The 23,361-nt window shown below is 68.6% G+C and carries 27 protein-coding genes and 1 pseudogene; 11 read left to right on the top strand and 17 right to left on the bottom strand.

Annotated elements, in window-relative coordinates; all coding sequences use genetic code 11:
* The first annotated feature begins 64 nt into the window (after positions 1-64).
* From AORI_RS50330 to AORI_RS50320, 4 genes and pseudogenes are all read left to right on the top strand, one after another.
* Positions 65-880: a DUF4097 family beta strand repeat-containing protein gene (locus AORI_RS50330; protein WP_043848646.1), complete on the top strand. Its 816-nt coding sequence runs from the start codon at positions 65-67 to the stop codon at positions 878-880.
* Positions 881-1,162: 282 nt separating this feature from the next.
* A pseudogene (locus AORI_RS84190) lies at positions 1,163-1,306 on the top strand (IS30 family transposase); the annotation flags it as partial.
* Positions 1,307-1,461: 155 nt separating this feature from the next.
* Complete coding sequence (locus AORI_RS50325) at positions 1,462-2,718, top strand: HNH endonuclease signature motif containing protein (RefSeq protein WP_016332254.1); 1,257 nt, start codon at positions 1,462-1,464, stop codon at positions 2,716-2,718.
* Positions 2,719-3,104: 386 nt separating this feature from the next.
* A complete protein-coding gene (locus AORI_RS50320) occupies positions 3,105-3,719 on the top strand; it encodes a tyrosine-protein phosphatase (RefSeq protein ID WP_016332253.1) in 615 nt (204 codons plus the stop codon).
* Here AORI_RS50320 and pip read toward each other — a convergent pair.
* Complete coding sequence (pip, locus tag AORI_RS50315; RefSeq protein WP_016332252.1) at positions 3,716-4,654, bottom strand: prolyl aminopeptidase; 939 nt, start codon at positions 4,652-4,654, stop codon at positions 3,716-3,718. The genes AORI_RS50320 and pip overlap by 4 nt on opposite strands.
* A 148-nt stretch (positions 4,655-4,802) precedes the next feature.
* On the opposite strand from pip, the gene AORI_RS50310 reads away from it, so the two are divergent.
* On the top strand, positions 4,803-5,885 hold the full coding sequence (locus tag AORI_RS50310; RefSeq protein WP_228688328.1) for a carboxylate-amine ligase: 1,083 nt from the start codon (positions 4,803-4,805) through the stop codon (positions 5,883-5,885).
* A gap of 11 nt (positions 5,886-5,896) precedes the next feature.
* Here the strand turns inward: AORI_RS50310 and AORI_RS50305 are convergent, their stop codons facing one another.
* Positions 5,897-6,502: a response regulator transcription factor gene (locus AORI_RS50305; RefSeq protein ID WP_043848645.1), complete on the bottom strand. Its 606-nt coding sequence runs from the start codon at positions 6,500-6,502 to the stop codon at positions 5,897-5,899.
* Positions 6,503-6,959: 457 nt separating this feature from the next.
* Here AORI_RS50305 and AORI_RS50300 point away from each other — a divergent pair, with 457 nt between their 5' ends.
* Positions 6,960-7,658, top strand: a complete 699-nt coding sequence (locus tag AORI_RS50300) for an AraC family transcriptional regulator (RefSeq protein ID WP_016332248.1) — start codon at positions 6,960-6,962, stop codon at positions 7,656-7,658.
* Between the two features lie 78 nt (positions 7,659-7,736).
* On the opposite strand, the gene AORI_RS50295 is transcribed toward AORI_RS50300, so the two are convergent.
* Positions 7,737-8,732 (bottom strand): DUF1702 family protein, encoded by a 996-nt coding sequence (locus AORI_RS50295; RefSeq protein ID WP_043848644.1) that lies wholly within the window; start codon positions 8,730-8,732, stop codon positions 7,737-7,739.
* Between the two features lie 422 nt (positions 8,733-9,154).
* On the opposite strand from AORI_RS50295, the gene AORI_RS50290 reads away from it, so the two are divergent.
* The 3 genes from AORI_RS50290 to AORI_RS50280 all read left to right on the top strand — a co-directional run bounded on the left by AORI_RS50290 (position 9,155) and on the right by AORI_RS50280 (position 11,438).
* Positions 9,155-9,760, top strand: coding sequence for a response regulator transcription factor (locus AORI_RS50290; protein ID WP_043847969.1), 606 nt, complete (start codon positions 9,155-9,157; stop codon positions 9,758-9,760).
* Between the two features lie 166 nt (positions 9,761-9,926).
* Positions 9,927-10,706 (top strand): AfsR/SARP family transcriptional regulator, encoded by a 780-nt coding sequence (locus AORI_RS50285; RefSeq protein ID WP_016332245.1) that lies wholly within the window; start codon positions 9,927-9,929, stop codon positions 10,704-10,706.
* A gap of 45 nt (positions 10,707-10,751) precedes the next feature.
* Positions 10,752-11,438 (top strand): winged helix-turn-helix transcriptional regulator, encoded by a 687-nt coding sequence (locus AORI_RS50280; protein WP_016332244.1) that lies wholly within the window; start codon positions 10,752-10,754, stop codon positions 11,436-11,438.
* Positions 11,439-11,476: 38 nt separating this feature from the next.
* Here AORI_RS50280 and AORI_RS50275 read toward each other — a convergent pair whose 3' ends face one another.
* Positions 11,477-12,097 carry an L-threonylcarbamoyladenylate synthase gene (locus AORI_RS50275; RefSeq protein WP_005154159.1) on the bottom strand — a complete coding sequence of 207 codons (621 nt, stop codon included), beginning with the start codon at positions 12,095-12,097 and terminating at the stop codon, positions 11,477-11,479.
* A gap of 326 nt (positions 12,098-12,423) precedes the next feature.
* On the opposite strand from AORI_RS50275, the gene AORI_RS50270 reads away from it, so the two are divergent.
* Entirely contained in the window at positions 12,424-14,745 is a 2,322-nt protein-coding gene (locus tag AORI_RS50270; protein ID WP_081809778.1) for a sensor histidine kinase, read from the top strand.
* Here the strand turns inward: AORI_RS50270 and AORI_RS50265 are convergent.
* From AORI_RS50265 to AORI_RS83850, 8 genes are all read right to left on the bottom strand, one after another.
* Positions 14,742-15,347 (bottom strand): response regulator transcription factor, encoded by a 606-nt coding sequence (locus AORI_RS50265; protein WP_043848643.1) that lies wholly within the window; start codon positions 15,345-15,347, stop codon positions 14,742-14,744. The genes AORI_RS50270 and AORI_RS50265 overlap by 4 nt on opposite strands.
* 245 nt (positions 15,348-15,592) lie before the next feature.
* On the bottom strand, positions 15,593-15,784 hold the full coding sequence (locus AORI_RS50260; RefSeq protein WP_016332241.1) for a hypothetical protein: 192 nt from the start codon (positions 15,782-15,784) through the stop codon (positions 15,593-15,595).
* 269 nt (positions 15,785-16,053) lie between these two features.
* The gene (locus AORI_RS50255) at positions 16,054-16,608 is read right to left on the bottom strand and encodes a carboxymuconolactone decarboxylase family protein (protein ID WP_016332240.1); all 555 of its coding nucleotides are present in this window, start codon (positions 16,606-16,608) and stop codon (positions 16,054-16,056) included.
* Complete coding sequence (locus AORI_RS50250) at positions 16,580-17,056, bottom strand: DUF6187 family protein (protein WP_016332239.1); 477 nt, start codon at positions 17,054-17,056, stop codon at positions 16,580-16,582. Before AORI_RS50250 ends, AORI_RS50255 begins: the two co-directional genes overlap by 29 nt.
* Positions 17,049-18,368 carry an FAD-dependent oxidoreductase gene (locus AORI_RS50245; RefSeq protein ID WP_016332238.1) on the bottom strand — a complete coding sequence of 440 codons (1,320 nt, stop codon included), beginning with the start codon at positions 18,366-18,368 and terminating at the stop codon, positions 17,049-17,051. The genes AORI_RS50250 and AORI_RS50245 overlap by 8 nt, the downstream gene beginning before the upstream one ends.
* Positions 18,369-18,376: 8 nt before the next feature.
* Positions 18,377-18,862 (bottom strand): DUF6423 family protein, encoded by a 486-nt coding sequence (locus AORI_RS50240; RefSeq protein ID WP_016332237.1) that lies wholly within the window; start codon positions 18,860-18,862, stop codon positions 18,377-18,379.
* A gap of 240 nt (positions 18,863-19,102) precedes the next feature.
* Positions 19,103-19,411 (bottom strand): DUF6235 family protein, encoded by a 309-nt coding sequence (locus AORI_RS50235; RefSeq protein WP_016332236.1) that lies wholly within the window; start codon positions 19,409-19,411, stop codon positions 19,103-19,105.
* A 103-nt stretch (positions 19,412-19,514) separates the two neighbouring features.
* Positions 19,515-19,664, bottom strand: a complete 150-nt coding sequence (locus AORI_RS83850; RefSeq protein WP_167337764.1) for a hypothetical protein — start codon at positions 19,662-19,664, stop codon at positions 19,515-19,517.
* A 290-nt stretch (positions 19,665-19,954) separates the two neighbouring features.
* Here AORI_RS83850 and AORI_RS83845 point away from each other — a divergent pair, with 290 nt between their 5' ends.
* Complete coding sequence (locus AORI_RS83845; RefSeq protein ID WP_016332235.1) at positions 19,955-20,131, top strand: hypothetical protein; 177 nt, start codon at positions 19,955-19,957, stop codon at positions 20,129-20,131.
* Between the two features lie 127 nt (positions 20,132-20,258).
* On the opposite strand, the gene AORI_RS50230 is transcribed toward AORI_RS83845, so the two are convergent.
* The 5 genes from AORI_RS50230 to AORI_RS50215 all read right to left on the bottom strand — a co-directional run bounded on the left by AORI_RS50230 (position 20,259) and on the right by AORI_RS50215 (position 23,361).
* Positions 20,259-20,450, bottom strand: a complete 192-nt coding sequence (locus tag AORI_RS50230) for an acyl-CoA carboxylase subunit epsilon (RefSeq protein ID WP_016332234.1) — start codon at positions 20,448-20,450, stop codon at positions 20,259-20,261.
* A gap of 11 nt (positions 20,451-20,461) precedes the next feature.
* Positions 20,462-22,003: an acyl-CoA carboxylase subunit beta gene (locus AORI_RS50225; protein ID WP_420806985.1), complete on the bottom strand. Its 1,542-nt coding sequence runs from the start codon at positions 22,001-22,003 to the stop codon at positions 20,462-20,464.
* Between the two features lie 158 nt (positions 22,004-22,161).
* Positions 22,162-22,329, bottom strand: a complete 168-nt coding sequence (locus AORI_RS83840) for a DUF6222 family protein (protein WP_167337763.1) — start codon at positions 22,327-22,329, stop codon at positions 22,162-22,164.
* Positions 22,330-22,346: 17 nt separating this feature from the next.
* Positions 22,347-22,919 carry a flavin reductase family protein gene (locus AORI_RS50220; RefSeq protein ID WP_016332232.1) on the bottom strand — a complete coding sequence of 191 codons (573 nt, stop codon included), beginning with the start codon at positions 22,917-22,919 and terminating at the stop codon, positions 22,347-22,349.
* Between the two features lies 1 nt (position 22,920).
* Positions 22,921-23,361 (bottom strand): acyl-CoA thioesterase, encoded by a 441-nt coding sequence (locus AORI_RS50215; protein WP_005154182.1) that lies wholly within the window; start codon positions 23,359-23,361, stop codon positions 22,921-22,923.

The raw sequence follows: 23,361 nt of genomic DNA, 5'->3' as shown, positions 1-23,361 counted from the left end.
GTGTCAGGCGGGTCGGCGATCGTTGCTTTCACAACGAGAGATCACCACCACCAAGGAGTTCGAGATGTCCGTCTTCCCCACCCCGCAGCCGATCGCCGCCACCCTGACCGTCGCCGGCGCCCGGGTCCGCCTCACCGCCAGCGACCGCACCGACACAGTGGTCCTGGTCGAGCCGATCGACGCCACGAGCAAGTCGGACGTGAAGGTCGCCGAGAACACCAAGGTCGGCTTCGACGGCGGCAAGCTGTCGATCGAGACGAAGAAGGCCGGCGGCAAGAACGGCTCGGTCGCGATCACGATCGAGATGCCCACCGGTTCTCAACTGGCCCTGAACACCGCTTGGTCGGACGTCGACGCCGACGGCCGGTTCGGCGACTGCGTGCTGGAGATGTCGTCGGGACAGGTCCGGATCGACCGCGCCGCGGCGGTACGGGGCGACCTCGCCGCCGGTGAGATCGCGATCGGGCACGTCGCCGGGGCCGTGGCCATCGAAGGCGGCTCGGCCGGAGTCCGGATCGGCGAGGTCGAAGGCACCGTCAAGTATTCGGGCTCGACCGGGAAGGTCTGGATCGGGCACGCCCGGTCCGACGTCGAACTTTCCGGCTCCAGCGGAAGTTTCGACATCGACCGCGCCGACGGTGACGTCGTCGCGTCGGCGGCGAACTGCCCGATCCGCGTCGGGCGGCTGTCGCGCGGCGAGGCCGAACTGATGAACGCTTCCGGCGGCATCGAGGTCGGCGTCGACGCGGACACCGCGACGGTGGATGCCAAGAGCACCAAGGGATCCGTGCACAACTCCTTCGCGCCCGCCGTCGAGGGCGGCGTCAAGATCCACGCCCGCACGCGACTGGACGACATCGTCATTCACCGCGCCGCGTGATCCCGGCTGATTCGGGTGGGGTGGCCGCAGTTAGCCGGCTAATTGCGGCCACCCTCGCTCTCCCGGGCGCGAGTGGAATTCCGGCACCTGCTGCCGGTACTTCCTTCATCACAGGAGCCCGCAGGCCATTTCCTGGGGCGATATCTTGGAATCAAACGGTCATTGCGCCACGAGGGATCGTGACGATGTTGCCGAGTGATGGGCGCGGCGAGGTGCTCGTGGTGTTCCGTTGCACGCGATGGAGCGTGAGTTGATCGCGTTGGGGATCAAGCAGGGGATGTCGTTTCGCGAGATCGGGGCGTGGAACTGAGCTGGTACGCCAAGTTCACCATTGCCACCAACATGCCCGACTACTTCTGCGATCCGCACTCACCATGGCAACGCTGCAGCAACGGTCTACTTTGCCAGCACCTTCGACGACGAACTCAATGACCGTCCACGTGAGACCCTTGGCTGACTCAAGCCTACCGAAGTCTTCAACAAACTCCCGCTAGACTCAGGTGGCGCATTGATCCAATGAAACCGCCTATAGTCTGAACATGCTATAGCACAGGTGTTCGATTCGGCGTAGCATTGATCTTGTGTCCAGCGACGATGCAGCCCCGAAGACGACCACCGAGTGGTGGCGCGTCGATACCGCGACGCTGCATGCCCGCAAACAGGAACTCGAAGTGCTGAAGCGACAGTTGGATGCCGAGCAGAACGCGATCCTCGCCGAAATCAATTCCCGCGGGATACGCGGCTGCTCCGGTCATTCGACGCTGGCGGGGCTGATTCTCGAGGACTTCCTGGTCTCGGACAAAGAAGCCGCTGCCCGCGCCGACCGCGTCCTCGCCCTGCACCCCGGCCCCTCGATCGGCGGAGACCCCGAACCCCCGTTGGCTCCGTTGACCGCCGAGGCTGCCTCGGAGGGCGCGATCGGTGGCGGTCAAATCGACGCGATCATCAAGACGCTCGCCCGCATCCCGTCCAGTGTCCCGGACGAGGACGTACGGGCCGGGGAGAAGATCCTCGTCGAACTGGCCCGGCACGCCGGGCCGAGGCAGATCGCCCGCGCCGGACGCCGCCTGCTCGACGAACTCGACCCCGACGGCAAAGAACCCCGCAACGAGGACCCGAAAGACACCCGCCCCGAACTACGGTTCATCAAGCACCGCGACGGCACCTTGGGGCTGAAAGCGCGACTGGATCTGGAAACCTACGCCCGGTTGAAGTCCGATCTGGATCCGATGGCGAAACCCCATAAGGCCGTCGACGGGGTCCGGGATGCTCGGACTCAGGACGAGCGCTACGGGGACGCTTTCACCGACTATGTGCGGTTGAAGACCACCAGCCGGAACCTTCCCGGCCAAGCCGGGGAAGCCACGCACATCCTGGTTACCATGTCCTACGGAGATTTGATCCGGGACATCGGTGAAGCCCACCTGGATCTGGTGGGGCCGATCAGCGCCACCGACGCGAGGATCCTCGCCTGCGACGCCCGCGTCCGCCCCGGCGTCCTCGGGACGGCGGGCGAGCCCCTCGACATCGGCCGATCGAAACGCACCGTGTCGCTGGCCCAGAAGTACGCGCTCACCCTCCGCGATGGTGGTTGCGCGTTCCCGGGCTGCGACATGCCCGTACCGCGCTGTACGGCCCACCACATTGTTTTCTGGCGCCATCACGGCGAAACGAAGATCGACAACCTTGTTCTGCTCTGCACGAAGCATCACCGGTTGATCCATCGCAGCGAATGGAAAGTCCAGATCGCCCAAGACGGACTCCCCGAATTCACCCCACCCACCTACCTCGACCCCACCGGAACCCCAAGGCGGAACACCATGCACCTACGGACATAAGCCGACCCCGCGAACCTTCAGAACCGAACCCACAACCGGCCGAGAGAACCCCCGGCCGCGATCGCCTCTGCCCACGGACGGAAGTCCATGCCTCCCAATACTGCCAACCTCACACCCCGCCGGAACACCGAGACGAAACACCATTCACCTACAGACATGGGCCGATCCGTCGTCCTCGAAAACCGAACGCACCACCAGCCAGGCGAACTCCCGGCGGCGGCCGCCCTTGCCTCCAGACGAAATGTTCAGACCGCCAAGACTCCCCACCTCAACCGCACCGGAACACCGAGATGCAACCACCTCCTACCTTGGGACATGAGGGCCGACACGACGAAGCCGCCTAGACTCGGAACCCACGAAACTGAATACAAACACGGAGTCGCTCGATGAAGTTGCTTTGGGAAGGCTGCCTCAACAGCCGCGACGTCGGCGGCTTGCTCTCGGCCGATGGACGACGGATCCGTTCCGGCGCGCTTTTCCGGTCCGACAGCCACAATCGATTGACCGCCAAGGGGATAGCCGCGGTCCGGGCGGCGGGGATCGGCCGCATACTCGACCTCCGTTGGGTGCGGGAAACCGAGCTGGAGCCCAGTCCGTTCGCGGACGATCCGGTGTACCGCAACGCGCCCTTGATCGCCGAACTGGCCGAACAAGGCACCACCATGCCGGACGCGTACCGCACGATGCTCGACGACAACCGACCTCAGATCACCGGCGTTTTCATTCAGCTGAGCGACGCTCCGCCCGGGCCGCTCGCAGTGCACTGCAGCGCCGGGCGAGATCGGACGGGAGTGCTCGTCGCGCTCGCGTTGAGTGTCGCGGGCGTGCCACCCTCGGCGATCGCCGAGGACTACGCGCTCACGGAAGGATGCAGCGGCGACACGATTCTCCGTACCCTGGCCCACTTGGAGAACCGCCACGGAGGCGCATACAACTACCTGACGAAGGGAGGAGCTACCAGGACTCAACTAAGCCAGGTGAGAGATCGTCTGCTCGCTTAAGAAGAAGCGAACCGGTCCAGCGCCGCGAGCTTCCAGGCCCGCTTCACGTCGCTCGAATGGTGTCCTGAATCGTCGTCGATCAGCAACTCCGCGCCGGGCCAGGCGCGGGCGAGTTCCCAGGCCGTGTCCACCGGGCAGCTCAGGTCACGGCGGCCGTGGATCAGCACTCCGGGAATGTCACGCAACAGGCCGGCATCGCGGATCAGCGCGCCGGGCTCCAGCCAGCCGGCGTGGGAGTAGTAGTGCGTGACGATGCGCGCGAGCGCGAGTTCCCATTCGCCGATCGGACCATTGTGGACGGTGGCGTCGGGTTCGAGTAAAAGCACGGTGTCCTCCCAGCGGCACCAGGAACGGGCGGCCTCGATTCGCACCCGTGGGTCGGGATCTTCCAGGAGCCGCGCGTAGGCGGCGACCAGGTCACCGGAGAGATCACCGCGAAAACGGTCCCATTCCTCGGGGAAGAACCGGCCGGCGCCGTGATACAGCCAGTCGATCTCGGAGGGCCTTGTCGTGCTGATGGCGCTGACGACGATCTCGGTGACCCGCTCCGGGAATCGTTCGGCGTAGGCGAGCGCGAGGGTGGTGCCCCACGAACCGCCGGTGACGAGCCAGCGTTCGATCCCCAGGTGTTCCCGCAGACGTTCCATGTCGGCGACGAGATGATCCGTCTTGTTGTGCCGCATGTCGGTGGCCGGGTCGCTCGCGTGCGGGGTGCTGCGGCCGCAGCCGCGCTGATCGAACAGCACCGCGCGATAACGGGCCGGGTCGAACATCCGCCGCATTCCCGGCGTACAGCCCTGCCCGGGGCCGCCGTGCAGCATGACCGCGGGCTTCCCGGCGGGGTTCCCGCAGGTCTCCCAGTAGACGAGGTTGCCGTCACCTACATCGAGCAGTCCCTTGTCGTACGGCTCGGCAGGTGGGTACAGATCGATCATGAACGCAGACTAGACCGTCAGTGAGGCCTCGAAACACTTTCGCCGCAACGAAGTTCAGCACACCGGCCCTTTCCTCGCCGCGCCCGAAGGGGCAGATTCGGAGGTTCACCGGCGAAACCACGAACGGGGAACCATGGCGGTCGACGGCATGACCTACACCGTTGGGGTGGAAGAAGAGTTCGTCCTGCTCGACCCGGTCGACGGCTCGGTCGCGTTGCGCGCGCCCGAGCTTCTCGAAAGCCTCGCCCCCGGGACCGACGTCACCGGTGAGCTGATGCGGTTCCAGATCGAGACCGCGACCGGTGTCTGCCGCGGTCTGGACGAGGTGCGTTCGGAGCTGACGCGGCTGCGGCAGATGGTCGCGACGGCGGCGGAAGCCGACGGTTGCCTGATGGTGGCGGCGGGGATCCCGCCCGCCGGCCTGCGGGGAGACACGCTCACGCCCGAACCCCGCTACCGGCGGATGGCGCAGGCGTTCCCGGACCTGATCGGCGAGGCGGGGACGTGTGCCTGTCATGTGCATGTCGGCCTGCCGTCGCGGGACCTCGGCGCCCGCGTCCTCGCCGGGCTGCGGCCGTGGCTCGCGCCGTTGCTGGCGCTCAGCGTCAACTCCCCGGTGGAGAACGCTGCCGATTCCGGCTGGGCGAGCCGGCGTTTCCCGATCTGGAACCGGTGGCCGACGGCGAAGCCACCCGAGGAATGGTCCGGCGCGGCCGCGTACGACCGGAGCATCCGGGAGGCCTTGCGCCGCGGCGCCGCGCTCGACGCGGCGGGCGTGTACTTCTACGCGCGCCTTTCCCCTCGGCATCCCACGGTCGAGGTGCGGATCGCCGACGTCTGCCTGGCCGTCGACGACGCCGTGCTCCTCGCGGCGCTGGTGCGCGGGCTGGTCGCGACCTGCGCCGCGACGACGAGACCGCCACGCGCCCGCGGCGCCCGGATCGACGCCGCCTTGGCGGCCGCCGCGCGCCGCGGTCTCGACGGGCCGGGCGTCGACGTCTTCACCGGCCGGGAGGCCGATCAGCGGGAATTACTCGGCGAACTCGTCGAGTTCATCCGGCCGGCGCTCACCGCTGCGGGCGACGCCGAAGACGTCGACCGGGGGTTGGACTCACTGTTCGAACACGGCACCGGCGCGGCCCGGCAGCGCCGGTTGCTCGCGGAAGCGGCTTCTCCCGGCGAGTTCGCCGCGGATCTCGCCCACGCGACGATGAACGTCCCCGCCCGTTAGGCGGGCCGGCGTCACAGCCAGCCGGACTCGCGCGCGATCCGTACGGCGTCGACCCGGTTGCGGGCGCTGAGCTTCGAAACGATCGTCGTCAGGTAGTTCCGCACGGTGCCCGCGGACAGGAACAACTCGGCGGCGATCTCGGTCGGATCGGAGCCGACCGACGCCAGCCGGAGCACCTCGATCTCGCGGGCGGTGAGCGGGCATTCCTCGCTGTCCCAGGCGGCGAGCGCCAGGTCGCCGTCGACGACGCGCCGTCCGGCGGCGACCCCGCGGACCGCGTTGGCGAGCCGGTCGGCGGGCGCGTCCTTGCGCAGGAAACCGTTGACCTTCGCGGCCAGCGCCCGCCGCAGGGTGCCGGGGCTGCCGAGCGAGGTGAGGATCAGCGTGCGCACACCGGGCAGTTGCTCGTGCAGTTCGGCGGCCGCGGTGAGCCCGTCCTTGCCCGGGAGGTCGATGTCGATCAGCGCGATGTCGGGGCGCGCGGACTGGGCGAGCGGGAGGATCTCGTCGCCGCTGGCGCATTCGGCGACGACTTCGATGTCGGGTTCCAATCCGAGCAGCGCGACCAGGGCCCCCCGGACAATGTGCATGTCCTCGGCCACCAGGACCTTGATCATCGACCCCATCTGCCTTTCGCCTGCGTCTCGCCCCACGAGCCGACGATACTATCGTCACACACTCGTTCCGCGAAATGGAAACCGGCCCTTGACCGCCGCGGGGGACGCGGTCAAGGGCCGGTTCTGTGTTGCCGCGGGAATACGTTCTTCGGACCGCGCCAACACGGCCGGGGAGGTTCCGGCGTGAATGCGCTACCAGGAATTCTGCGGCCACCGGCCACCGGGATCCAGTGCGCGCACCACCCGTGGGGCATGGTTTTCGCATGCTCGCCCACCCCGTGAAATTTTCACGTCGGCGCACACAGGAATCCATATCCGGCGGTGAATCAAGCACTTCAGGAGAAGCCGTGGCGAACACTACTGTCGGAAACCGCAAAGCATGCCAGAAATCCTCGAGCGAAAGGACGGCACAATGGATGAGACTGTCCGGCGAGCCGTGGAGCGAGCCATTGGGGCCATGAACGAGAAACTGGGCGAAGAGCTCACTATCGACGACATCGCCCGCGCCGCGACCTTCAGCAAATTCCATTTCACCAGGGTGTTCCAGCAGGCCACCGGGGTCTCGCCCGGCCGGTTCCTCTCCGCGCTGCGGCTCGACGAGGCCAAGCGCCTGCTGCTGACCACCTCGATCACGGTCGCCGACATCAGCCACCGCGTGGGCTACAACAGCGTCGGCACCTTCAGCACGCGGTTCAGCAGCCGCGTCGGCCTGTCCCCGTCCGCGTACCGGCGGCAGGGCGGCTTCCAGCGCCGCCTGGCAGGCGAGCCCCGTCCCGGCCCGAAGCGGGCGATCGTCCGCGGTTTCGTGTCGGCGCCGCCGGAGATCTCGCCCGGCCTCGTCTTCGTCGGCCTCTTCCCGACGCGGATCCCCGAGGGCGCGCCCGTGCGGTACACGGTCATCGACGCCCCCGGCCCCTATCAGCTGACCGAGGTCCCGGAGGGCGACTGGCACCTCGTCGCGCACTGCGTGACCGGCCCGCTCACGCGCCGCGGTACCGGGTACACCGGGCACCACGGTCCGATCACCGTCGAGCCGGGGGTCACCGCGCGGCTCGCGGACCTGCGGATGCGTCCCAAGCGCCTGTTCGACCCGCCGGTCCTGCTCGCGCTGCCCGATCTGCGGCACCGGCCGGAGCCGTTCCAGCGCGCGGCCTGACCCTCACCCGGATGTCATGAAAGGGTCGTTCAGGACGGAAAACGTCTTGAACGACCCTTTCATGACATCCACGGACCCTCAGGCGGAGAGCCGGCCCGCCGACGGGGCCAGACCCTCCCGGATGTTCTGCCGCCACAGCTCGTACGCGGGTGTCCCATCGGCGGCGTCCTCGGTGACCTCGGTCGAGTCGGCCAGCTCGACGGCCTCCTCGACGCTCAGTCCGGCGAGCGCGCGGGCGGCACGGCGGGTGTGCGGCGGGACGAACGACGAGAACGTCCTCGCCTTCACCGCGAAGACCACGCCGAGCCCGAGCTCGTCCTGGTGCTCCCCCGCCGCCTCGCGAAGCCTCACCAGCCCTGGCCGGTCGCAGCCGCCCGCGAAGGTCGAAGCCAGCCCGACCCCGCTCCAGAGGTCCGGACGGCGTCCGGCCGGGAAGCGGTCCACCGCCGCGGCGACCTTCACCGGATCGCCGCCGTTGATGAACCACAGCGCCCGGCCGATGCCCTGATCGCAGGCGCGCGGGAAGTACGCGGGGGCCCCTGCCCACGGGTACTGCTTGGGGACGAACTGCTCGTCGACCCACTTGCGCGTGTCGAAGTAGGCGCGGTCGAACGCGTAGCCGTCGACGGCCAGCCAGCTCATCGTCGGGTGGAACGGCACGCCGTCCAGCTCCGGCAGCACCTTCTTCCACAGCGGCCGGGGCAGCCGGGCCATCGCGAACCCGATGCCGATGTAGGTCAGGAACACGTGCGGGAGGCCGGGGCCGCTCATCAGTTCGGCCGTGCGGTCCTTGCGGCCGCCGGGCATGACGTCGAGGATGGTGAACGCCATCGCCGCGCCCTCGTAGGCGAACCCGCGCATCTCCGGCTCGACCATGTCCAGCCGCCGTTCGGCCTCCCACAGCGCCGGCGCGTCGATCCCCCACTCGAAGCCGCACACCACCGACTGCGGGATCGACTCCAGCCGCGCGGTCGACGGCGTCCGCGGCACTCCGAAGCCGCGCCCCTCGAAGCCGACCGAAGCCAGCGAAGGCGCGAACATGACCTTGCGCAGGGCACCCAGCAATGAGCTCATCATACGTCCTTTGTGGATAGTGGCGGCATCGCGCGAACCGGCTCGTGCCGAGGAGACCATGCCGCGATCGACGTCCGATCGAGGCCGGCGCCGGTACCGCCGAACAGTCCATCGCCCTCTCCGGAATGGAGAGAGTTCACCCGTTCGCCGGACTGATTCACCGGAATGGAACGTACTCGACGGGGAATGAAAACCACTCGAGGTAGCAATTTTACCTTCTTCTGACCTGACAGCCAGTAATCGATCGCTCGCAGTTTCAGTACTCTCGAAGCCGACGCATCGCCGCAGCTCACCAGCACATTGATCACGTCGGGCAGACCCCAAGGAAAAGCGCAACCTTGCATCGTGCGATTCCGATTCACTCTTCCGGGTTTGCTATGTACACTGAGAGTTAGCGCGTTTCTGGGGAAGAGGAGGTCGGAGTGATCCGAGTCCTATTGGCCGAGGATATGCACATGGTCCGTGGCGCCTTGGTCGCTCTGCTGAACCTCGAACAGGACATCGAGGTCGTCGCCGAGGTCAGCTCCGGCGACAAGATCCTCCCGATGGCCGCGGAGTATCTCCCGGACGTCGCGATCATCGACATCGATCTACCGGCCAAGGACGGGCTCGCGGCCGCTTCCGAGCTCTGCCAGCAACTTCCGAGCGTCCGCACGCTGATCCTCACCTCGCTCGGCCGCCCGGGCACCGTGCGCCGCGCGCTCGACGCGAAGGTCAACGGCTTCCTGCTCAAGGATGCGCCGGCCGACAAGCTCGCCAACGCCGTCCGGTCGGTCGCCATCGGCCGCCGGGTCATCGACAGCGAACTCGCGTTGTCCGCCTGGGAAACGGAGGACTGCCCGCTGACCCCGCGGGAAGCGGAGATCCTCCGCCTCGCCGCGAACGGGCGCACGGTCGCCGACATCGCGGCGGAACTGTTCCTGTCGCCGGGAACCGTGCGGAACTATCTCGCCACCGTGGTCACGAAACTCAACGCCCGCAACAGGGTGGACGCCATCCGTATCGCCACCGATTCGGACTGGCTCTGACCCGTTCCGCGTCTTCTCTTTTGCCACAACCGGTTCATCGCTCCAGGTCGTGACGATCGCATACCGCGCAACGAAGAAATCATGGCCTGCCGGGTGTTTCCGGCACTGTTCCGAAGGTTCCGCCTCTGTCACCGTCATCGAGGGGGACTCCGCCGGAGGGGCAGGGATGCACGCGATGACCATCGAAGCGGGTGACACGGCCAGGCTGCTGGGGCCACTCGAGCTGCACATCGGCGGCGCCGACCGCGCGCCGAGCACGCCGAAACTCCTGCAACTGCTGGCGATGCTGCTCATCCGTCCCGGCAAGACGGTCCACGTCGACTCCCTCGTCCACGAGCTGTGGAACGACGCGCCCCCGCGCAGTGTCCGCCGGACCCTGCACACCTACGTCCACCACCTCCGCCGCCACCTCGACCCCGGCGGCAACGGCGGCCTGCTGGTCACCAGCTCGCCCGGCTACCGGCTCGAGATCGACGCGGGCGTGGTCGACGTGTCGGAGTTCCAGCGGCTCCACCGGCTCGGCAGCGACCTGCTGGACGAGGGTGACAACGCGGCGGCCGCGCACGCGTTCCGTACCGCGCTGGACCTGTGGTCCGGTCCCCCGCTGGCGAACATCCACTGTGGACCGACCTTGGCCGCCTACACCGTCTATCTGCTGGAGCATCGGCGCAACGCCCGCGACCTGTGGATCGAGGCCGAGATCCGGTCGGGCAGGCACCGGGAGATGCTCGGCGTGCTGCGGTCGCTGACCACCGCCGACCCGTTCGACGAAACCCTGCACGCCCACCTGATCCGAGCGCTGGGGCTCAGCGGACGGCGCAGCGACGCGCTGGCGTCCTACGAGTGGCTGCGATCCAGGCTCGAGGACGAACTGGGGGTGACACCCTGCGCCGAACTGCGAGAGCTGCACCGCGAGCTGCTCTCCGAGGGACATCCGGTCCGCTGAAGCACCACCCGCCACCACCAGATCAAGGAAACTGAGGAGTCAAGCATGACCGCTCGTACCTATGGCCAGTTCTGCGGCCTCGCCCGCGCGCTCGAGATCATCGGGGAACGCTGGTCCCTGCTCGTGATCCGCGACCTCGTGCTCGGGCCGAAGCGCTTCGACGAGCTCCAGCACGGCCTGCCGAAGATCCCGACGAGCATCCTGTCGACCCGGCTCAACGAACTCGAGCGGCACGGCGTCGTGCAGCGCCGGGTGCTCTCGCAGCTCGACGCCGGGGTGGTCTACGAGCTGACCGAATACGGCAACGACCTCGACCAGATCCTGCTGCAGCTGGGCCTGTGGGGCGCCCGTTCGCTCACCGACCCCGCCGCCGACGACCTGTTCACCCTCGACGCGGCCATCCTGTCGCTCTACACCACGTTCCAGCCCGACGCGGCCCGCGGCATCGACTGCGCGTTCGAACTGCACTACGGCGATCAGATGATCGTGCACGCGGTGGTCGAGGACGGCGCCATGACCGCCGGGGAGGGCCCGCACCCGAACCCCGACCTCGTCATCGAGCCACGCGGCCCGGTCGTGCTGAAGCTGCTGAACGGCGAGATGGACGCCGCGAGCGCGCTCACCTGCGGCGCGGTGGCCATCAAGGGCGAGCCGGCCATGCTGGAGCTGTTCACGCGGCTGTTCCACATCCCCTCGGCCCCGTCCAAGGCCGAAGGGCTCGTCACCCACTGAACCGCGGGCGCGTGGGACCGGGACGCCGGTCCCACGCGTCATTCGAAGCGCGAGGTGTCGCCCGCGCCCCGGCGCACGATCTCCGGCTCGCCCGACGAGAAATCGATGACCGTGGTGGGCTCGACCCCGCAGTCGCCGGAGTCGATCACCGCGTCCACCACGTGCTCCAGATGTTCCTTGATGTCCCAGCCCTGGGTCATCGGCTCCTCCTGGTCGGGCAGCAGCAGCGTGCTCGACAGCAGCGGCTCGCCGAGTTCGCCGAGCAGTGCCTGGGTGACCACGTGGTCGGGGATGCGCACACCGACGGTCTTCTTCTTGGCGTGCAGCAGCCGGCGCGGCACCTCCTTGGTGGCCGGGAGGATGAACGTGTAACTGCCCGGTGTGGACGCCTTGACCGCGCGGAAGACCGCGTTGTCCACGTGCACGAACTGGCCGAGCTGGGCGAAGTCCTGGCACACCAGGGTGAAATGGTGGCGGTCGTCGAGTTTGCGGATGCTCCGGATGCGGTCGATGCCCTGTTTGTTCCCCAGCTGGCAGCCGAGGGCGAAACAGGAGTCCGTCGGATACGCGATGAGCCCGTCCTCGCGCAGGATGTCGACGACCTGTCCGATCGCGCGCCGTTGCGGATTCTCCGGATGTACGTCGAAATACCTGGCCATGCGCAGAGCTTAGGGCCACCGGTGCCCGCCCGCCCCGCGTGGCGTACAAAGTGGAACCCACGTCTTCCATCGTGGCGTGTTCCGCGATCCCCGGTGTGGTCCGAACGCCCCACACCCGCACGGGTGACCATGGCGATTTTCCCTGTCCCGGACGGGAAAACTTCTCCTTGATCATCCTCCTCCCCGCCACGGAAGCGGGAACCGGGGTAACGAAGATGGGTTAGGATCCGAATCACACCGCGATGGAGGTCGTGCGGCGGCCCCGGCCGTCGCAAGGGGGCAGCACGACAAGGATCAAGACGTCTTCTGTTACCACTGGGGTGCCCGTGCCGGATCAGCTCGCCGTGACCGCCGAACCTCTGGGTACCGCGGGGGTCGACCGGCGCCCGCGCCGGGCACTGTTCCTCGCGGGCCTGATCATCACCGTCGTCTTCGTCAACTCCTGCCTGTTCGGTCTCCTCGCGGTCTTGTTCCGGCCGGGGGTGGACTTCTGGCAGGGCCTGCTGGCCGTGCTCTACGTCGGGCCCGTGCTGGCGATCCAGCTGCTGTACTTCAGCCGTCCGGCGGTCCGGCTCGACACCAGGCTCGCGAAGGCCATGCTGGCGGTGCAGGCGTGCCTGGCGTTCCTGCCGACCCTGCACTTCGACGCGGCGCTGAGCTCGCTGACCACCCTCGCGGCGGGCAGCGCGCTGCTGCTGTTCCGGCCGCGGACGGGCTGGACGGTGTTCACCGTGTTCATGGCCGGCACGATCTGGATCCTGTGGACCTACGACGAGACCTGGCTCGGCGCGGTGTTCGACAGCGTCACCGCGGTCCTCTACGCCCTGGTCGTGTACCTGCTGACCTGGCTCGCGCGGCTGGTGACCGAACTGCACCAGGCCAGGACCGAGCTGGCGAGGCGGGCCGTGGCCGAACAGCGGCTGGCCTTCGCGAGGGACCTGCACGACCTGCTCGGCCTCAGCCTGTCCGCGATCGCGCTCAAGGGCGAACTGGTGCACCGGCTGCTGCGGAAGTCGCTGGACCGGGCGCGTGAGGAGCTCGCCGAGATCACCGGGATCGCGCAGCGGACGCTGTCCGACGTGCGGTCGGTGGCCAGGGGTTACCGGGAGCTTTCGCTCGACAAGGAATCACGGACCGCGGTGTCCCTGCTCTCGGCGTCGAACGTCGCGGTGCGGGTCGACCTCGAACAGGTCGACCTCCCGGTGAAGCTGCGCACCCTGCTGGCGAAGGTGCTCCGCGAGGGTGTCACGAACGTGCTCCGCTACACCGGCGTCGAGCACTGCGAGATCACCGTGCGCGAGAGCGGCGGCCGGGTCGCGCTGGAGATCGTCCACGACGGGACGGCGCACGACGACGTGCCCGAGGAGACGGCCGAGAGCCTGCGCGAGGTGACCGGGGAGGTCGCCGGGCACGGCGGGAAGCTGAGCGCGGGCCCCGACGCGGCGGGCCGGTGGCGGCTGCACGCCGAACTCCCGGTGCCCGAACAGGCCGAGCCCACCGAGACGGCGCTGGCCGAGGGTTCCGGGCACTGGTCACGGATCGACGCCAGGAACGTCCAGTGGACGATGACGGTGGTCTTCATCGTCTTCAGCCTCTCCGCGATGGCACGGGCGTTCATGCTGACCGACGACGGCTGGTCCCTGGCGCTCATCGCCGGCTACCTCACCGCGCTGACCACACTGCAGCTGTCCTACTTCGCCCGCCCGAACGTCCGGTTGCGCTCGCGGCAGAGCTACGCGCTGCTGTTCGTGCAGGCCTGCCTGATCTTCCTGCCGCTGATCCCGCTCGGGAGCGCGTGGGTGAGCCTGCCCAGCCTGTTCGCCGGCACCGCGCTGCTGGTGCTGCCGCCGCTGGCGGGCTGGACGGCGTTCGCGGTGACCGCCGCCGGGGTGGTGCTGATCCGGATCGCCTACGGCACCGACTTCCTCGGCGGCTTCTACACTTTCGCGTCCATCCTGAACACCGGGCTGATGGTGTTCGGGCTGATCTGGCTGATCCGGCTGGTGACCGAACTGGGCGAGACCAGGAAACGCCTCGCCGAGGTCGCGGTCGCGGAGGAGCGGCTGCGGTTCGCCCGCGACCTGCACGACCTGCTGGGGATGAGCCTGTCGGCGATCGCGCTGAAGAGCGAGCTGACCACCCGGATCATGGACATCGACACCGATCGCGCCTCCGCCGAGCTGCTGGAGATCCTCGGGCTGACGCGGCAGGCGCTGACCGACGTCCGGTCGGTGGCGAGCGGCTACCGCGAACTGTCGCTGGATCAGGAGTCGCGGTCGGCGCAGGCGGTGCTGGTGGCCGCCGACGTCCAGGTGCGGCTGGAGATCGAGCACGAGGACCTGCCGACGACGGTGCGGACCGTGCTGGCCGTGGTGCTGCGCGAGGGCGTGACGAACGTGTTGCGGCACAGCAAGGTCGAACGCTGCGAGATCGCCGTGCGGCGGACCGGCGACGGCGTCGCGCTCGACATCGTCAACGACGGCGTGGTGAACGGGCGGCCGCCGAAGCCGGAGCAGCCGGTGCGGGTGGAGGCTCCGGGCAGCGGCATCACGAACATGTCCGACCGCGTCGCCGGGCTCGGCGGGGAGCTGACCGCCGGTGTGGAGCCCGACGGGCGGTTCCGGTTGCGTGCCGTTGTGCCCGTCTAGATCCAGCCGGACTCTTTCGCGATCCGGATCGCGTCGACCCGGTTGCGCGCGTTGAGCTTCGACACGATCGTGGTCAGGTAGTTGCGCACGGTTCCGGTGGAGAGAAAGGCCTTCGCCGCGACCTCCAGGGTGTCGCGGCCTTCGGCGGTCAGCCGCAGGACGTCGATCTCCCGCGGCGTCAGCGGGCATTCCACGGTGTCCCAGGCGGCGAGGGCCAGATCGCCGTCGACCATCCGCCGTCCGGCCGCCACCCCGCGCACGGCGTTGGCGAGCTTCTCCGCGGGGGCGTCCTTCAGCAGGAAGCCGCTCACTTTGGCCGCCAGTGCCCGGCGGAGCGTGCCGGGCCTGCCGAGGCTGGTCAGGATCAGGGTCCTGACCTCCGGGAGCTGCTCGTGGAGTTCGGTGGCCGCGGTGAGCCCGTCCTTGCCGGGGAGGTCGATGTCGATGATCGCGACCTGGGTGCGGGAGTCCCGTGCGGCGGGGAGGATCTCGTCACCCGACGCCACTTCGGACACCACTTCGATATCCGGTTCCAGCCGCAGCAGCGCCACGAGCGCCCCGCGGACGATGTGCATGTCTTCGGCCACGAGAACTCTGATCACCATGGCGCCGTCCCCTCACGCACACCCCCATGGCCCCCAACATAAACACGCCCGCACGGAACGCGTTCCACCGTTCGGGTGGTGAGTCGGCCGGGGCCGTCTCGGAGGCGACAGCGCGAAAGGGTCACCTGCCGACGGAATCCGCAGTCGGTCGGCTACTTTCCGTCGTCCTGGCGGGAGACACCCCGCATACGACACCGGCCGCCACTCGCCTTCGGGGAGCGAGTGACGGCCGGAAAGTGCGTTCAGCTCGCTTCGGCCAGCGGCGGGGCGGTGCAACAGGCGCCGGTGAAACAGCTGAATGCCTCACTGCGGTGCTGGTTGGTCCAGTGGTCGAACCGGTCGATCACCAGCTCGACCTCATTCCCGGCGAACCCGGTGTCGATCCCCCGGACGGCGAAGAGCGAGCGGACGTTGTCGGTCGCGGTGTTCATCATCGATGGCTCCCAGGCTGTTCGGTGGTGTTCCTTCGATGAGGAAATCGTGCTGCTCAGGGCGGGTACGCGGCCAGTGCCATGCATCATCGCGGGGATGTGCTTTTCACCTACGCCGGAAGGTGCCTTTCATCTGCTCCGTTTCCGCGATCATGGCCATCGAACGGAGTAACAGGCACCGGTTTCGACAACGGAAAGTGGCAGTGCGATCTCGGGGTGACATGGTGACCCCCCGTGACCGACACCCGGTTACCCGCACTCGAATGGCCCAGTCAGCGGGATGCCTCGTCGAGCAACGTCGCGAGGCCGGCGTAGCCGCCTTCCTTCAACCGCACGCCCGAAATCTTCGCGTAGGCGGCGTCGGCGCGGATCCCGAGCCCCTCGACCATCCGGTTCATGAAGTTGAACAGGGCGCACACGAGGACGGCGTCGTGCAGCGCAGTTTCGTCCCAGCCCGCCGCGTACACCGCTTCGGCGTCCGCGTCGGTCATCCGTGCCGGAGTACGCGTCAGCTTGCCCACGTAGGCCAGCACGGGCTTCATCCGGTCGTCCACGGGCGAAGAGTCGAGATCGGCCAGCGCGGCGGCCAGAAGTCCTTCCGGCACACCGAAAGCCTCCGCGGTGACGGTGTGGACCCCGTGGCAGTACCGACAATCGTTGACGCCGGAGACGTAGGCCGCGATCAGCTCCCGCTCCCCCGCGCCGAAGGCCGACGGCGCCCGCATGAGGAGTTCGTGGAGCTCCAGCAGTTTCGACGCGGGCGCGGGGAATTTCTGGAAGACCTGCAGCAGTGTGGCGTCAGTCGGCAAAGACCCGAGATAGGACATCCTGTGTACCGCTCCCCTTTTCCGGCGCCCGCCCGTGCGCGGCGAACTCATCGACGTCGTCGCGACGCAGCCAGCAGGCCGCGAGGCACGCCACCGATGCCGGCCCCAGCCCGGTCACCGTGGCGGTGACCCGCGCGGTGGCGTGTTCCCATTCTCGGCGCAGGGAACCCGCCGCCGTCATCTCCGGACCTGCTTCGATCAACGGGCGGACCGCGCGCCAGCGAACGATTCCGGCCTCGACGAGCGCGCCGAGGCCGAGGTCGAGCGCCTCGTGCCGGGCCTGGTCCACGGCGAGGGCCACCAGCGCGGGCTCGTCGGCGAGCCGGGCCAGCCCGACCCCGGCGAGCAGGCGTTCGGCGTCCAGGCCCAGCAGGATCACCCCCGACTCGGTCGAGGGCGCGTCGTCGATCGACGGCAGGGTGAACCGGGAGTCGTAGGGCTCAGACACGGGCGACGTCCTTCGTGGCCGTCCGCAGCGGGGTGTCCCGGCGCAGGTTCTCGGCGACGGCCGCCGCGACCCGGGCGGTGGCGACCCGGTGGCCGTCGATGTTGCGGGCGGCCGGGCCCAGCGCCATCCCCGCTGCCGCGCCGACCGCGAAGACCCGGGGCGCGCCGGTGTAGGCGAAGGTGCGCTCGTCCAGCCGCGGCCAGCCGCCGCGATCGAGCACCGCCTCGTCGGGCATCAGGCCGTCGCCGATCGACGGCGTGGTGCCGAGCGCCAGTACGGCGTGGTCCGCGGAAACCCGCGAACCGTCTTCGAGGTGGAGCCCGACGCCCGGCGTCACCTTCGTGATCGCCTTGCCGCGATGCACGATCAGCCGCCCTTCGGCTTCGGCCGCCTCGAGCATCGGCCGGAACTCGAACATGATCGACGCGCGCCGGAACCGGCCCATCAGTTCGAGCCGCTCCGCCCAGCTCACCCCGTCGAAGCGGGCACGGCCTTCGGGCCGGAAGAACGACGAGTTGACGTCGGCGCACTGGTAGCGTTCGCCCGCTTCACGGACCACCCAGTGCACCTCGCGCCCCTGGGCGAGCCCGTTGGAGATCAGGTGCGCGGCGGTGAGTCCGGCGCCGACGACGGCGAGGCGCTTCCCGCCGCCGGGCACGGGTTCGTCCCAATAGGTCACTCCGCGCGGCGGATGGCCGCCACCCCACCAGGTGTCCGGGGCGGACCGGCGCTCCTCGCCGAGGCAGAGCACGACGTGGCGCGCGGTGACGGAGAACCGGTCGGCGCGCACGGTGACCGCGTCGGAGGTCGGCAGCACCTCGCGCACCGAACCGCGCCAGGTCCGTTCGGTGACGTGGTGGCTCGCGGCCAGATGGCGGCAGTAGGCCTCGAAGACGTCGACCGGGACGACCGAGCGATGTCCGGCCTGCGCCATGCGGATCTCCCGGCGCTCCACCGGGGTCAGCACCGACCAGTGCAGCCGCGCGAAGTCCAGCAGTTCGCAGTCGCGGTAGCCCTCGACGCCGGGGTGGTGTTCGTACGGCGACCGCAGCACGCGCTGGCCGAGCAGGTCGACGCGGTCGAAGAACCGGCCGCAGGGGCGGCCGTCGCGGTCGATGAGGACGAGGTCGCGGACGCCGTGGTGCCACAGGGCGGAGGCGACGGCGAGCCCGGCCGGGCCCGCCCCGACGATGACGACGTCGGCGGCGGACGGCGGCTCGGGGGTCATCGCCGCACGGGAACCGGGGAGAACCGGCCATTCCCGCCCGCGCGGCGATTCGAGCAGATGCGGTTCCGGGACGAAGGTGATCACCGGCGTGCTCAGCCGATCACGGTCACCGGGACGATCAGCTCGATCACGGGGCGCTGCTTCATCCCGTTGCTGATCAGTTCGTCCAGGGTCTGCTGGGACTGCTCGGCGGTGTCGGTGGCGATCGGGCTGTAGCGGGAATAGGAATAGGTCGGCTTCCGCCCGCCGGCGTCGAGCGAGTACACCTTCAGCACGGCCTCGCCGGGCCGGACCTCACCGTCGTAGAAGGTGAGACGGCGCTGATCCGGCGTCATGAAGGATTTCGAGAACTGGCGGGAAAGCACGAGGGTGTCGGCGTCGTTGACGAAAGTCGAGTCCTCGTCGGTGACGACCTGCATCGCGACCCAGGTCTTGTCGGTCAGGTTGGTCTCGGACTTGATCACCTGCCAGCGGCCGGGTTCGGGGAGATTGACGCTGACCGAGATGTCGTGCTCGGTGGTGTCGATCGCGCCGGAGATCATCAGCACCCTCCGGCGGACGTCGGCGACGCCCGCCATCTGAATGTCACGTGCGCGCACCCGTGTGGAAACATCCAATCCCGGGAATTCAGGAGATGACATCTTTCATGCCTCCAGACCTCGACAACCGCAATTCCAGACCGGCAGAATTTCCCCATCCGCAAACACTCGCAGAATTTCACGCCGAACTGGACGATGTCAAGGTGAGGAACACATGATCCACTGGTACGAAAGGCTGCCGGTACCGATGCGCGGACTGGGCCGTTCAGCGGTACCGGCTCAGGAGCCGTCGACGTCGTCGGCCCATGCCGCGGCGGGTGTGCCGTGCTCCAGCGCGCCGATGTAGACGATCTCGAACGAAGAATCGGTTCGTTTGAGCCCTATCCTGATGACGAGATCATGTTTCACCAGAATGATGAACTGGTGCGGATCGCGGCCATCTCCGAAAATGTCGTAGATGAGAAAAGCGGATCCGTCGGCTACCGCGAAAAGCGCTTCGTAGATAACATTGCGGTCGGCCTGCGGAGCATTGATCGCCCATTCTTCCAGCACCTGCAAACCCGACGTGAGCTGGAGGCGCATAGCCATCCGGAGGCCTCCTCGTGATCTGGCCGGTTCGCGGGCGATCTTCATTCTCGCGCGCGCGATATCCGGCGGTCTTCTTCGTCCGTGCTGTCCGTACAGGGGTGAGCTAGTTGTAGCCGAGGACGATGTGCTCGGCCGGGAAATCGTTTTCGGCGGCCTGCCTCGGCTCCGGGACGAACGCCGTCACGTCGGCCTCGACGGCCCCGCGCGGGTCGAGATCATCGGTCACGACCCAAATTCGCACCTGTGCCGTCATGGCGTTCCTCCCGGCCTTCGATGAACGACTCACTTGACAACCAAGGATGACCCCGTCCGATCGGGAGCCGGTCGTGACGCGATCGAGGATGCCGGGCGCGCGCGGTGAGCAAAGGAAAAGTCGCCGGTGGTGGGGTGCCGGTAGTGCCCTTGTGGTACCCCGAAACCCAAGGAGCGCGCCATGACCGAACGTCTCGACCCGTATGAGATCTACGCCGAAGACGAGCTCGACGTCGACCTGCTCGGCCTGTCGTGGCCCGACCCCGCGGTCCCCGAGCAGCGGGACCGGCAATGAGCGCGGCGGAGCGGCAACGGACCTGCGCGGCCTGCGGGGGCGCGTTCGAGCCCGGGGAGCGGACGGAGCTGGAGACGGTGGTCGACGGCGGGATCCTCTACGTCGCCGTGCACACCCGCCACAGTACGTATCCGCCGCGGCGGGAGACCGAGGCCGCGCGCCGGCTCGCGTGAGGACAGCAATCCCACGCCGGTAGCCAACGGGCGAAGGCTCCCGTCGCCGCATCAGACGCGACGAAGGGAGCCTTCAGCCCACGCACGACAGCACGGAACGCGCAGCGAGGCCGTTTTCGCGCGCGGCTCAGCGCAGCGCGGAGGTGCGCCAGGTCGGCGCGACGAGCGGCGACCAGGCCGACCGGGCCGGCGCCGCGGGCGGGGGCGCGGCCGAAGCCAGCGCGGTGAAGACGGCGACGAGCGCCGCGAGGTCGGCGTCTTCCGGGTCCCCCCGCAGGACCCGGAAGACCGGCGCACTGTCCATTCCGGACGGTGACATGGTTCCCCCGTTCAGATCGGGTGGTTGCCGTGCTTGCGCTGAGGCGCCGCCTTTCGCTTGTCCTGCAGCATGTCCAGCGCTCTGGCGACGGCGGACCGGGTGTCCGCCGGGTCGATGATGTCGTCGACCAGGCCGCGTTCGGCCGAGTACTGCGGGTTCATGAACTCCTCGGTGTACTCGGCCACCAGGTGGGCACGCAGGGCGTCCGGATCGGGCGCGACGGCGAGATCCTTGCGGAACAACACGTTCACCGCGCCCTCGGCACCCATCACGGCGATCTGGTTGGTCGGCCACGCCAGCGAGAGGTCGGTCCCGATGGACCGCGAGTCCATCACGATGTACGCGCCGCCGTACGCCTTGCGCAGGATGACCTGCACACGCGGCACGGTCGCCTCGCAGTAGGCGTGCAGCAGCTGCGCGCCGTGCCGGATGATCCCGGAATGCTCCTGTTCGACGCCCGGCAGGAAGCCCGGAACGTCCACAAGGGTCACCAGCGGGATGCTGAACGCGTCGCAGAACCGGACGAATCGCGCCGCCTTCTGCGAAGCCGGGCCGTCGAGCACGCCGGCGAACACCACCGGCTGGTTGCCGACCAGGCCGACCACGCGCCCGTCGATCCGCGCGAGCGCGCACAGCACGTTCTGCGCCCATCGCTCGTGCAGCTCGAAGAACTCGCCGTCGTCGGCCAGTTCCGAGAACACGTCACGCATGTCGTAGGGCTTGTTCGGCTCCACCGGGACGAGTTCGGCGAACCGCGGCCGCCGGTCCTTGCCCGCGTCCTGCGACGGCTCACGGGGCGCGGGGTCCAGGTAGTTCGACGGGAGCAGCGACACCAGGTACCGCACGTCGGCGAGGCAGGTCTCCTCGTCGTCGTGCACCACGGTCGCCACGCCGGACGACGCGCCGTGCACGTCCGCGCCGCCCAGTTCGTCGTGGCTGACCCGTTCCCCGGTCACGGTCTCGACGACGTCCGGCCCGGTCAGGTACATGCGGGCGGTGTCGCGCACCATGAAGACGAAATCCGCGAGGGCGGGCGAGTACGCCGCCCCGCCCGCGCACGGCCCCAGCACCACGCTGATCTGCGGGATGACACCGGACGCCTCGACCTGGCGGCGGAAGATGCCGCCGTAGCCGTTGAGCGCCATGACCCCTTCCTGGATCCGCGCTCCCCCGCTGTCGTTGAGCCCGATCAGCGGCGAGCCGGTGGCGATCGCCAGATCCATCACCTTCTGGATCTTCGCCGCGTGCGCCTCGCCGAGCGAACCGCCGAAGACGGTGAAGTCCTGCGCGTATACGAACACGCGCCGTCCGTCGATGGTGCCCGAGCCGGCGATCACGCCGTCGGTGTACGGCCGGTTCTCCGCCAGCCCGAGCCCGCTCGCCTGATGCCGCCGGTACAGCTCGACCTCGGTGAAGGAATCGGGGTCCAGCAACAGATCCAGCCGTTCGCGCGCGGTGTGCTTGCCGAGCGAGTGCTGGCGGCGGACGCCGTCGAGCCGTCCGTCGACGATGTGCTCGCGCAGTTCGTCGCGCTGGGTGCGCAGCAGCGGCATCGTCGGTTCCGGTGGATGCACCGGCTCCGCACCGCGGGCGAGCGGGATCACCCGCCCGTCGGTCGGCCTCGGGATCCGGGAGCGCCGCAGCCGGTCTTCCGGCAGCGGCACCACCTCGGAGTCCTCCGTGCGCTGGGCGCCCGGATCGCCCTGCAGGGTCACGCCGCCTCCCTCATACGGGCCTCGCGCTCGAGCTCGTCGAGTTCGATCTCGCGCACGATGTCGCGCCAGCACACCCCCCGTCCGAGGCGGGGCATCGTGGTCACCACCGGCGGCCGTTCGGCGGTGGGCGCCGGAGCGGGCGTGGCGGATTCGTTGGTGGTCATGACATTTCCTCTCCCTGTCAGGCGGATGCCCGGATGCGGCCGTCGATCTGGTGGTAGCCGCCGCTGTAGAAGACGAGCGAGTCCTGCGCGGTGCCGCGGCAGGAGGCGACCACCTTGCCGAGGAAGATCGAGTGGTCACCGCCTTCGTAGACCTCCGCCAGCTCGCATTCCAGCCACGCCAGCGCCCCGTCGAGCAGCGGGGCGCCGGTCTGCGGCCCGGCCGTCCAGTCCACCGAGTCGAACTGCGCGATCCCGGCCGGGCGGCGCCAGTCCGCGAAGTACTTCGCCAGGTCCTTCTGGTCCGACGCCAGCACCGTGACCGCGTACGAGCCCGCCGTCACGATCGCCTCGTGCATCCGGGCCGCGCGGGAAACGCAGCACAGCACCATCGGCGGCTCCAGCGACACGGAGGTGACGGCGTTGGCGGTCATCCCGTGTGCCCGTTCGCCGCCGGCGGTCAGCACGGTGACGCCGGTGGCGAACTGGCCCATCACCTCCCGCAGGCCGGCCTGCGCGGACAACCGGCGCCGGGCGACGGGTGCCGGCAGCCGTTTCAGCACCGGCCGCGAGGGTTCCTCCAGCGTGCCCACGTCATTCCCCCTTGCCGTCGACCGCGTACGGGGCCAGCGCCTCACGCAGCTGTTCGGGCACCCGGCTGGGCACCGTGGCCGTGTTCGGGCCGCGCATGCACGCGATCCGCTGCCGTCCGCGGGCCACCAGCCGCTCGCCTTCCGCGGTGAGGTGGACGTAGTCGAAGGTGAACTGGATCTGGGTCTGGGTCAGCTCCTCCAGCCGCAGCCGGATGGACAGCTCGTCGAACGCGGTGATCTCCGCGTAGAACTCGCAGTCCACCTTGAGCGTGAACAGCTTGAGGTCGTGGCGGACCTCTTCGAGCACCGCGGGCGCCTTCTCCTTCAGGAACATCTCGCGGCACCGGCCCTGCCAGCGCACGTAGTTCACGTAGTAGACGTTGCCCACCAGGTTGGTCTCTTCGAATCCGACCGTGTGGAGGATCTCGTAGTAGTCGGCCAT

Source organism: Amycolatopsis keratiniphila (assembly GCF_000400635.2).
Lineage (GTDB): Bacteria > Actinomycetota > Actinomycetes > Mycobacteriales > Pseudonocardiaceae > Amycolatopsis > Amycolatopsis keratiniphila.
The sequence above is the reverse complement of the archived record's forward strand: the minus strand, read 5'-3'. Positions and strand labels throughout refer to the sequence as shown.

Excerpts from the sequence above, each read along its gene's own strand:
- AORI_RS50305 (WP_043848645.1), bottom strand. The coding sequence starts at position 6,502 with ATGATCAAGGTCCTGGTGGCCGAGGACATGCACATTGTCCGGGGGGCC.
- AORI_RS50285 (WP_016332245.1), top strand. The coding sequence starts at position 9,927 with ATGCACGCGATGACCATCGAAGCGGGTGACACGGCCAGGCTGCTGGGG.
- AORI_RS50280 (WP_016332244.1), top strand. The coding sequence starts at position 10,752 with ATGACCGCTCGTACCTATGGCCAGTTCTGCGGCCTCGCCCGCGCGCTC.
- AORI_RS50295 (WP_043848644.1), bottom strand. The coding sequence starts at position 8,732 with ATGAGCTCATTGCTGGGTGCCCTGCGCAAGGTCATGTTCGCGCCTTCG.
- AORI_RS50235 (WP_016332236.1), bottom strand. The coding sequence starts at position 19,411 with ATGGCTATGCGCCTCCAGCTCACGTCGGGTTTGCAGGTGCTGGAAGAA.
- AORI_RS50320 (WP_016332253.1), top strand. The coding sequence starts at position 3,105 with ATGAAGTTGCTTTGGGAAGGCTGCCTCAACAGCCGCGACGTCGGCGGC.
- AORI_RS50275 (WP_005154159.1), bottom strand. The coding sequence starts at position 12,097 with ATGGCCAGGTATTTCGACGTACATCCGGAGAATCCGCAACGGCGCGCG.
- AORI_RS50330 (WP_043848646.1), top strand. The coding sequence starts at position 65 with ATGTCCGTCTTCCCCACCCCGCAGCCGATCGCCGCCACCCTGACCGTC.
- AORI_RS83845 (WP_016332235.1), top strand. The coding sequence starts at position 19,955 with ATGAGCGCGGCGGAGCGGCAACGGACCTGCGCGGCCTGCGGGGGCGCG.
- pip (WP_016332252.1), bottom strand. The coding sequence starts at position 4,654 with ATGATCGATCTGTACCCACCTGCCGAGCCGTACGACAAGGGACTGCTC.
- AORI_RS50260 (WP_016332241.1), bottom strand. The coding sequence starts at position 15,784 with ATGATGAACACCGCGACCGACAACGTCCGCTCGCTCTTCGCCGTCCGG.
- AORI_RS50300 (WP_016332248.1), top strand. The coding sequence starts at position 6,960 with ATGAACGAGAAACTGGGCGAAGAGCTCACTATCGACGACATCGCCCGC.
- AORI_RS83850 (WP_167337764.1), bottom strand. The coding sequence starts at position 19,664 with ATGACGGCACAGGTGCGAATTTGGGTCGTGACCGATGATCTCGACCCG.
- AORI_RS50215 (WP_005154182.1), bottom strand. The coding sequence starts at position 23,361 with ATGGCCGACTACTACGAGATCCTCCACACGGTCGGATTCGAAGAGACC.
- AORI_RS50255 (WP_016332240.1), bottom strand. The coding sequence starts at position 16,608 with ATGTCCTATCTCGGGTCTTTGCCGACTGACGCCACACTGCTGCAGGTC.
- AORI_RS50225 (WP_420806985.1), bottom strand. The coding sequence starts at position 22,003 with ATGCCGCTGCTGCGCACCCAGCGCGACGAACTGCGCGAGCACATCGTC.
- AORI_RS50310 (WP_228688328.1), top strand. The coding sequence starts at position 4,803 with ATGACCTACACCGTTGGGGTGGAAGAAGAGTTCGTCCTGCTCGACCCG.
- AORI_RS50240 (WP_016332237.1), bottom strand. The coding sequence starts at position 18,862 with ATGGCGGGCGTCGCCGACGTCCGCCGGAGGGTGCTGATGATCTCCGGC.
- AORI_RS50230 (WP_016332234.1), bottom strand. The coding sequence starts at position 20,450 with ATGTCACCGTCCGGAATGGACAGTGCGCCGGTCTTCCGGGTCCTGCGG.
- AORI_RS83840 (WP_167337763.1), bottom strand. The coding sequence starts at position 22,329 with ATGACCACCAACGAATCCGCCACGCCCGCTCCGGCGCCCACCGCCGAA.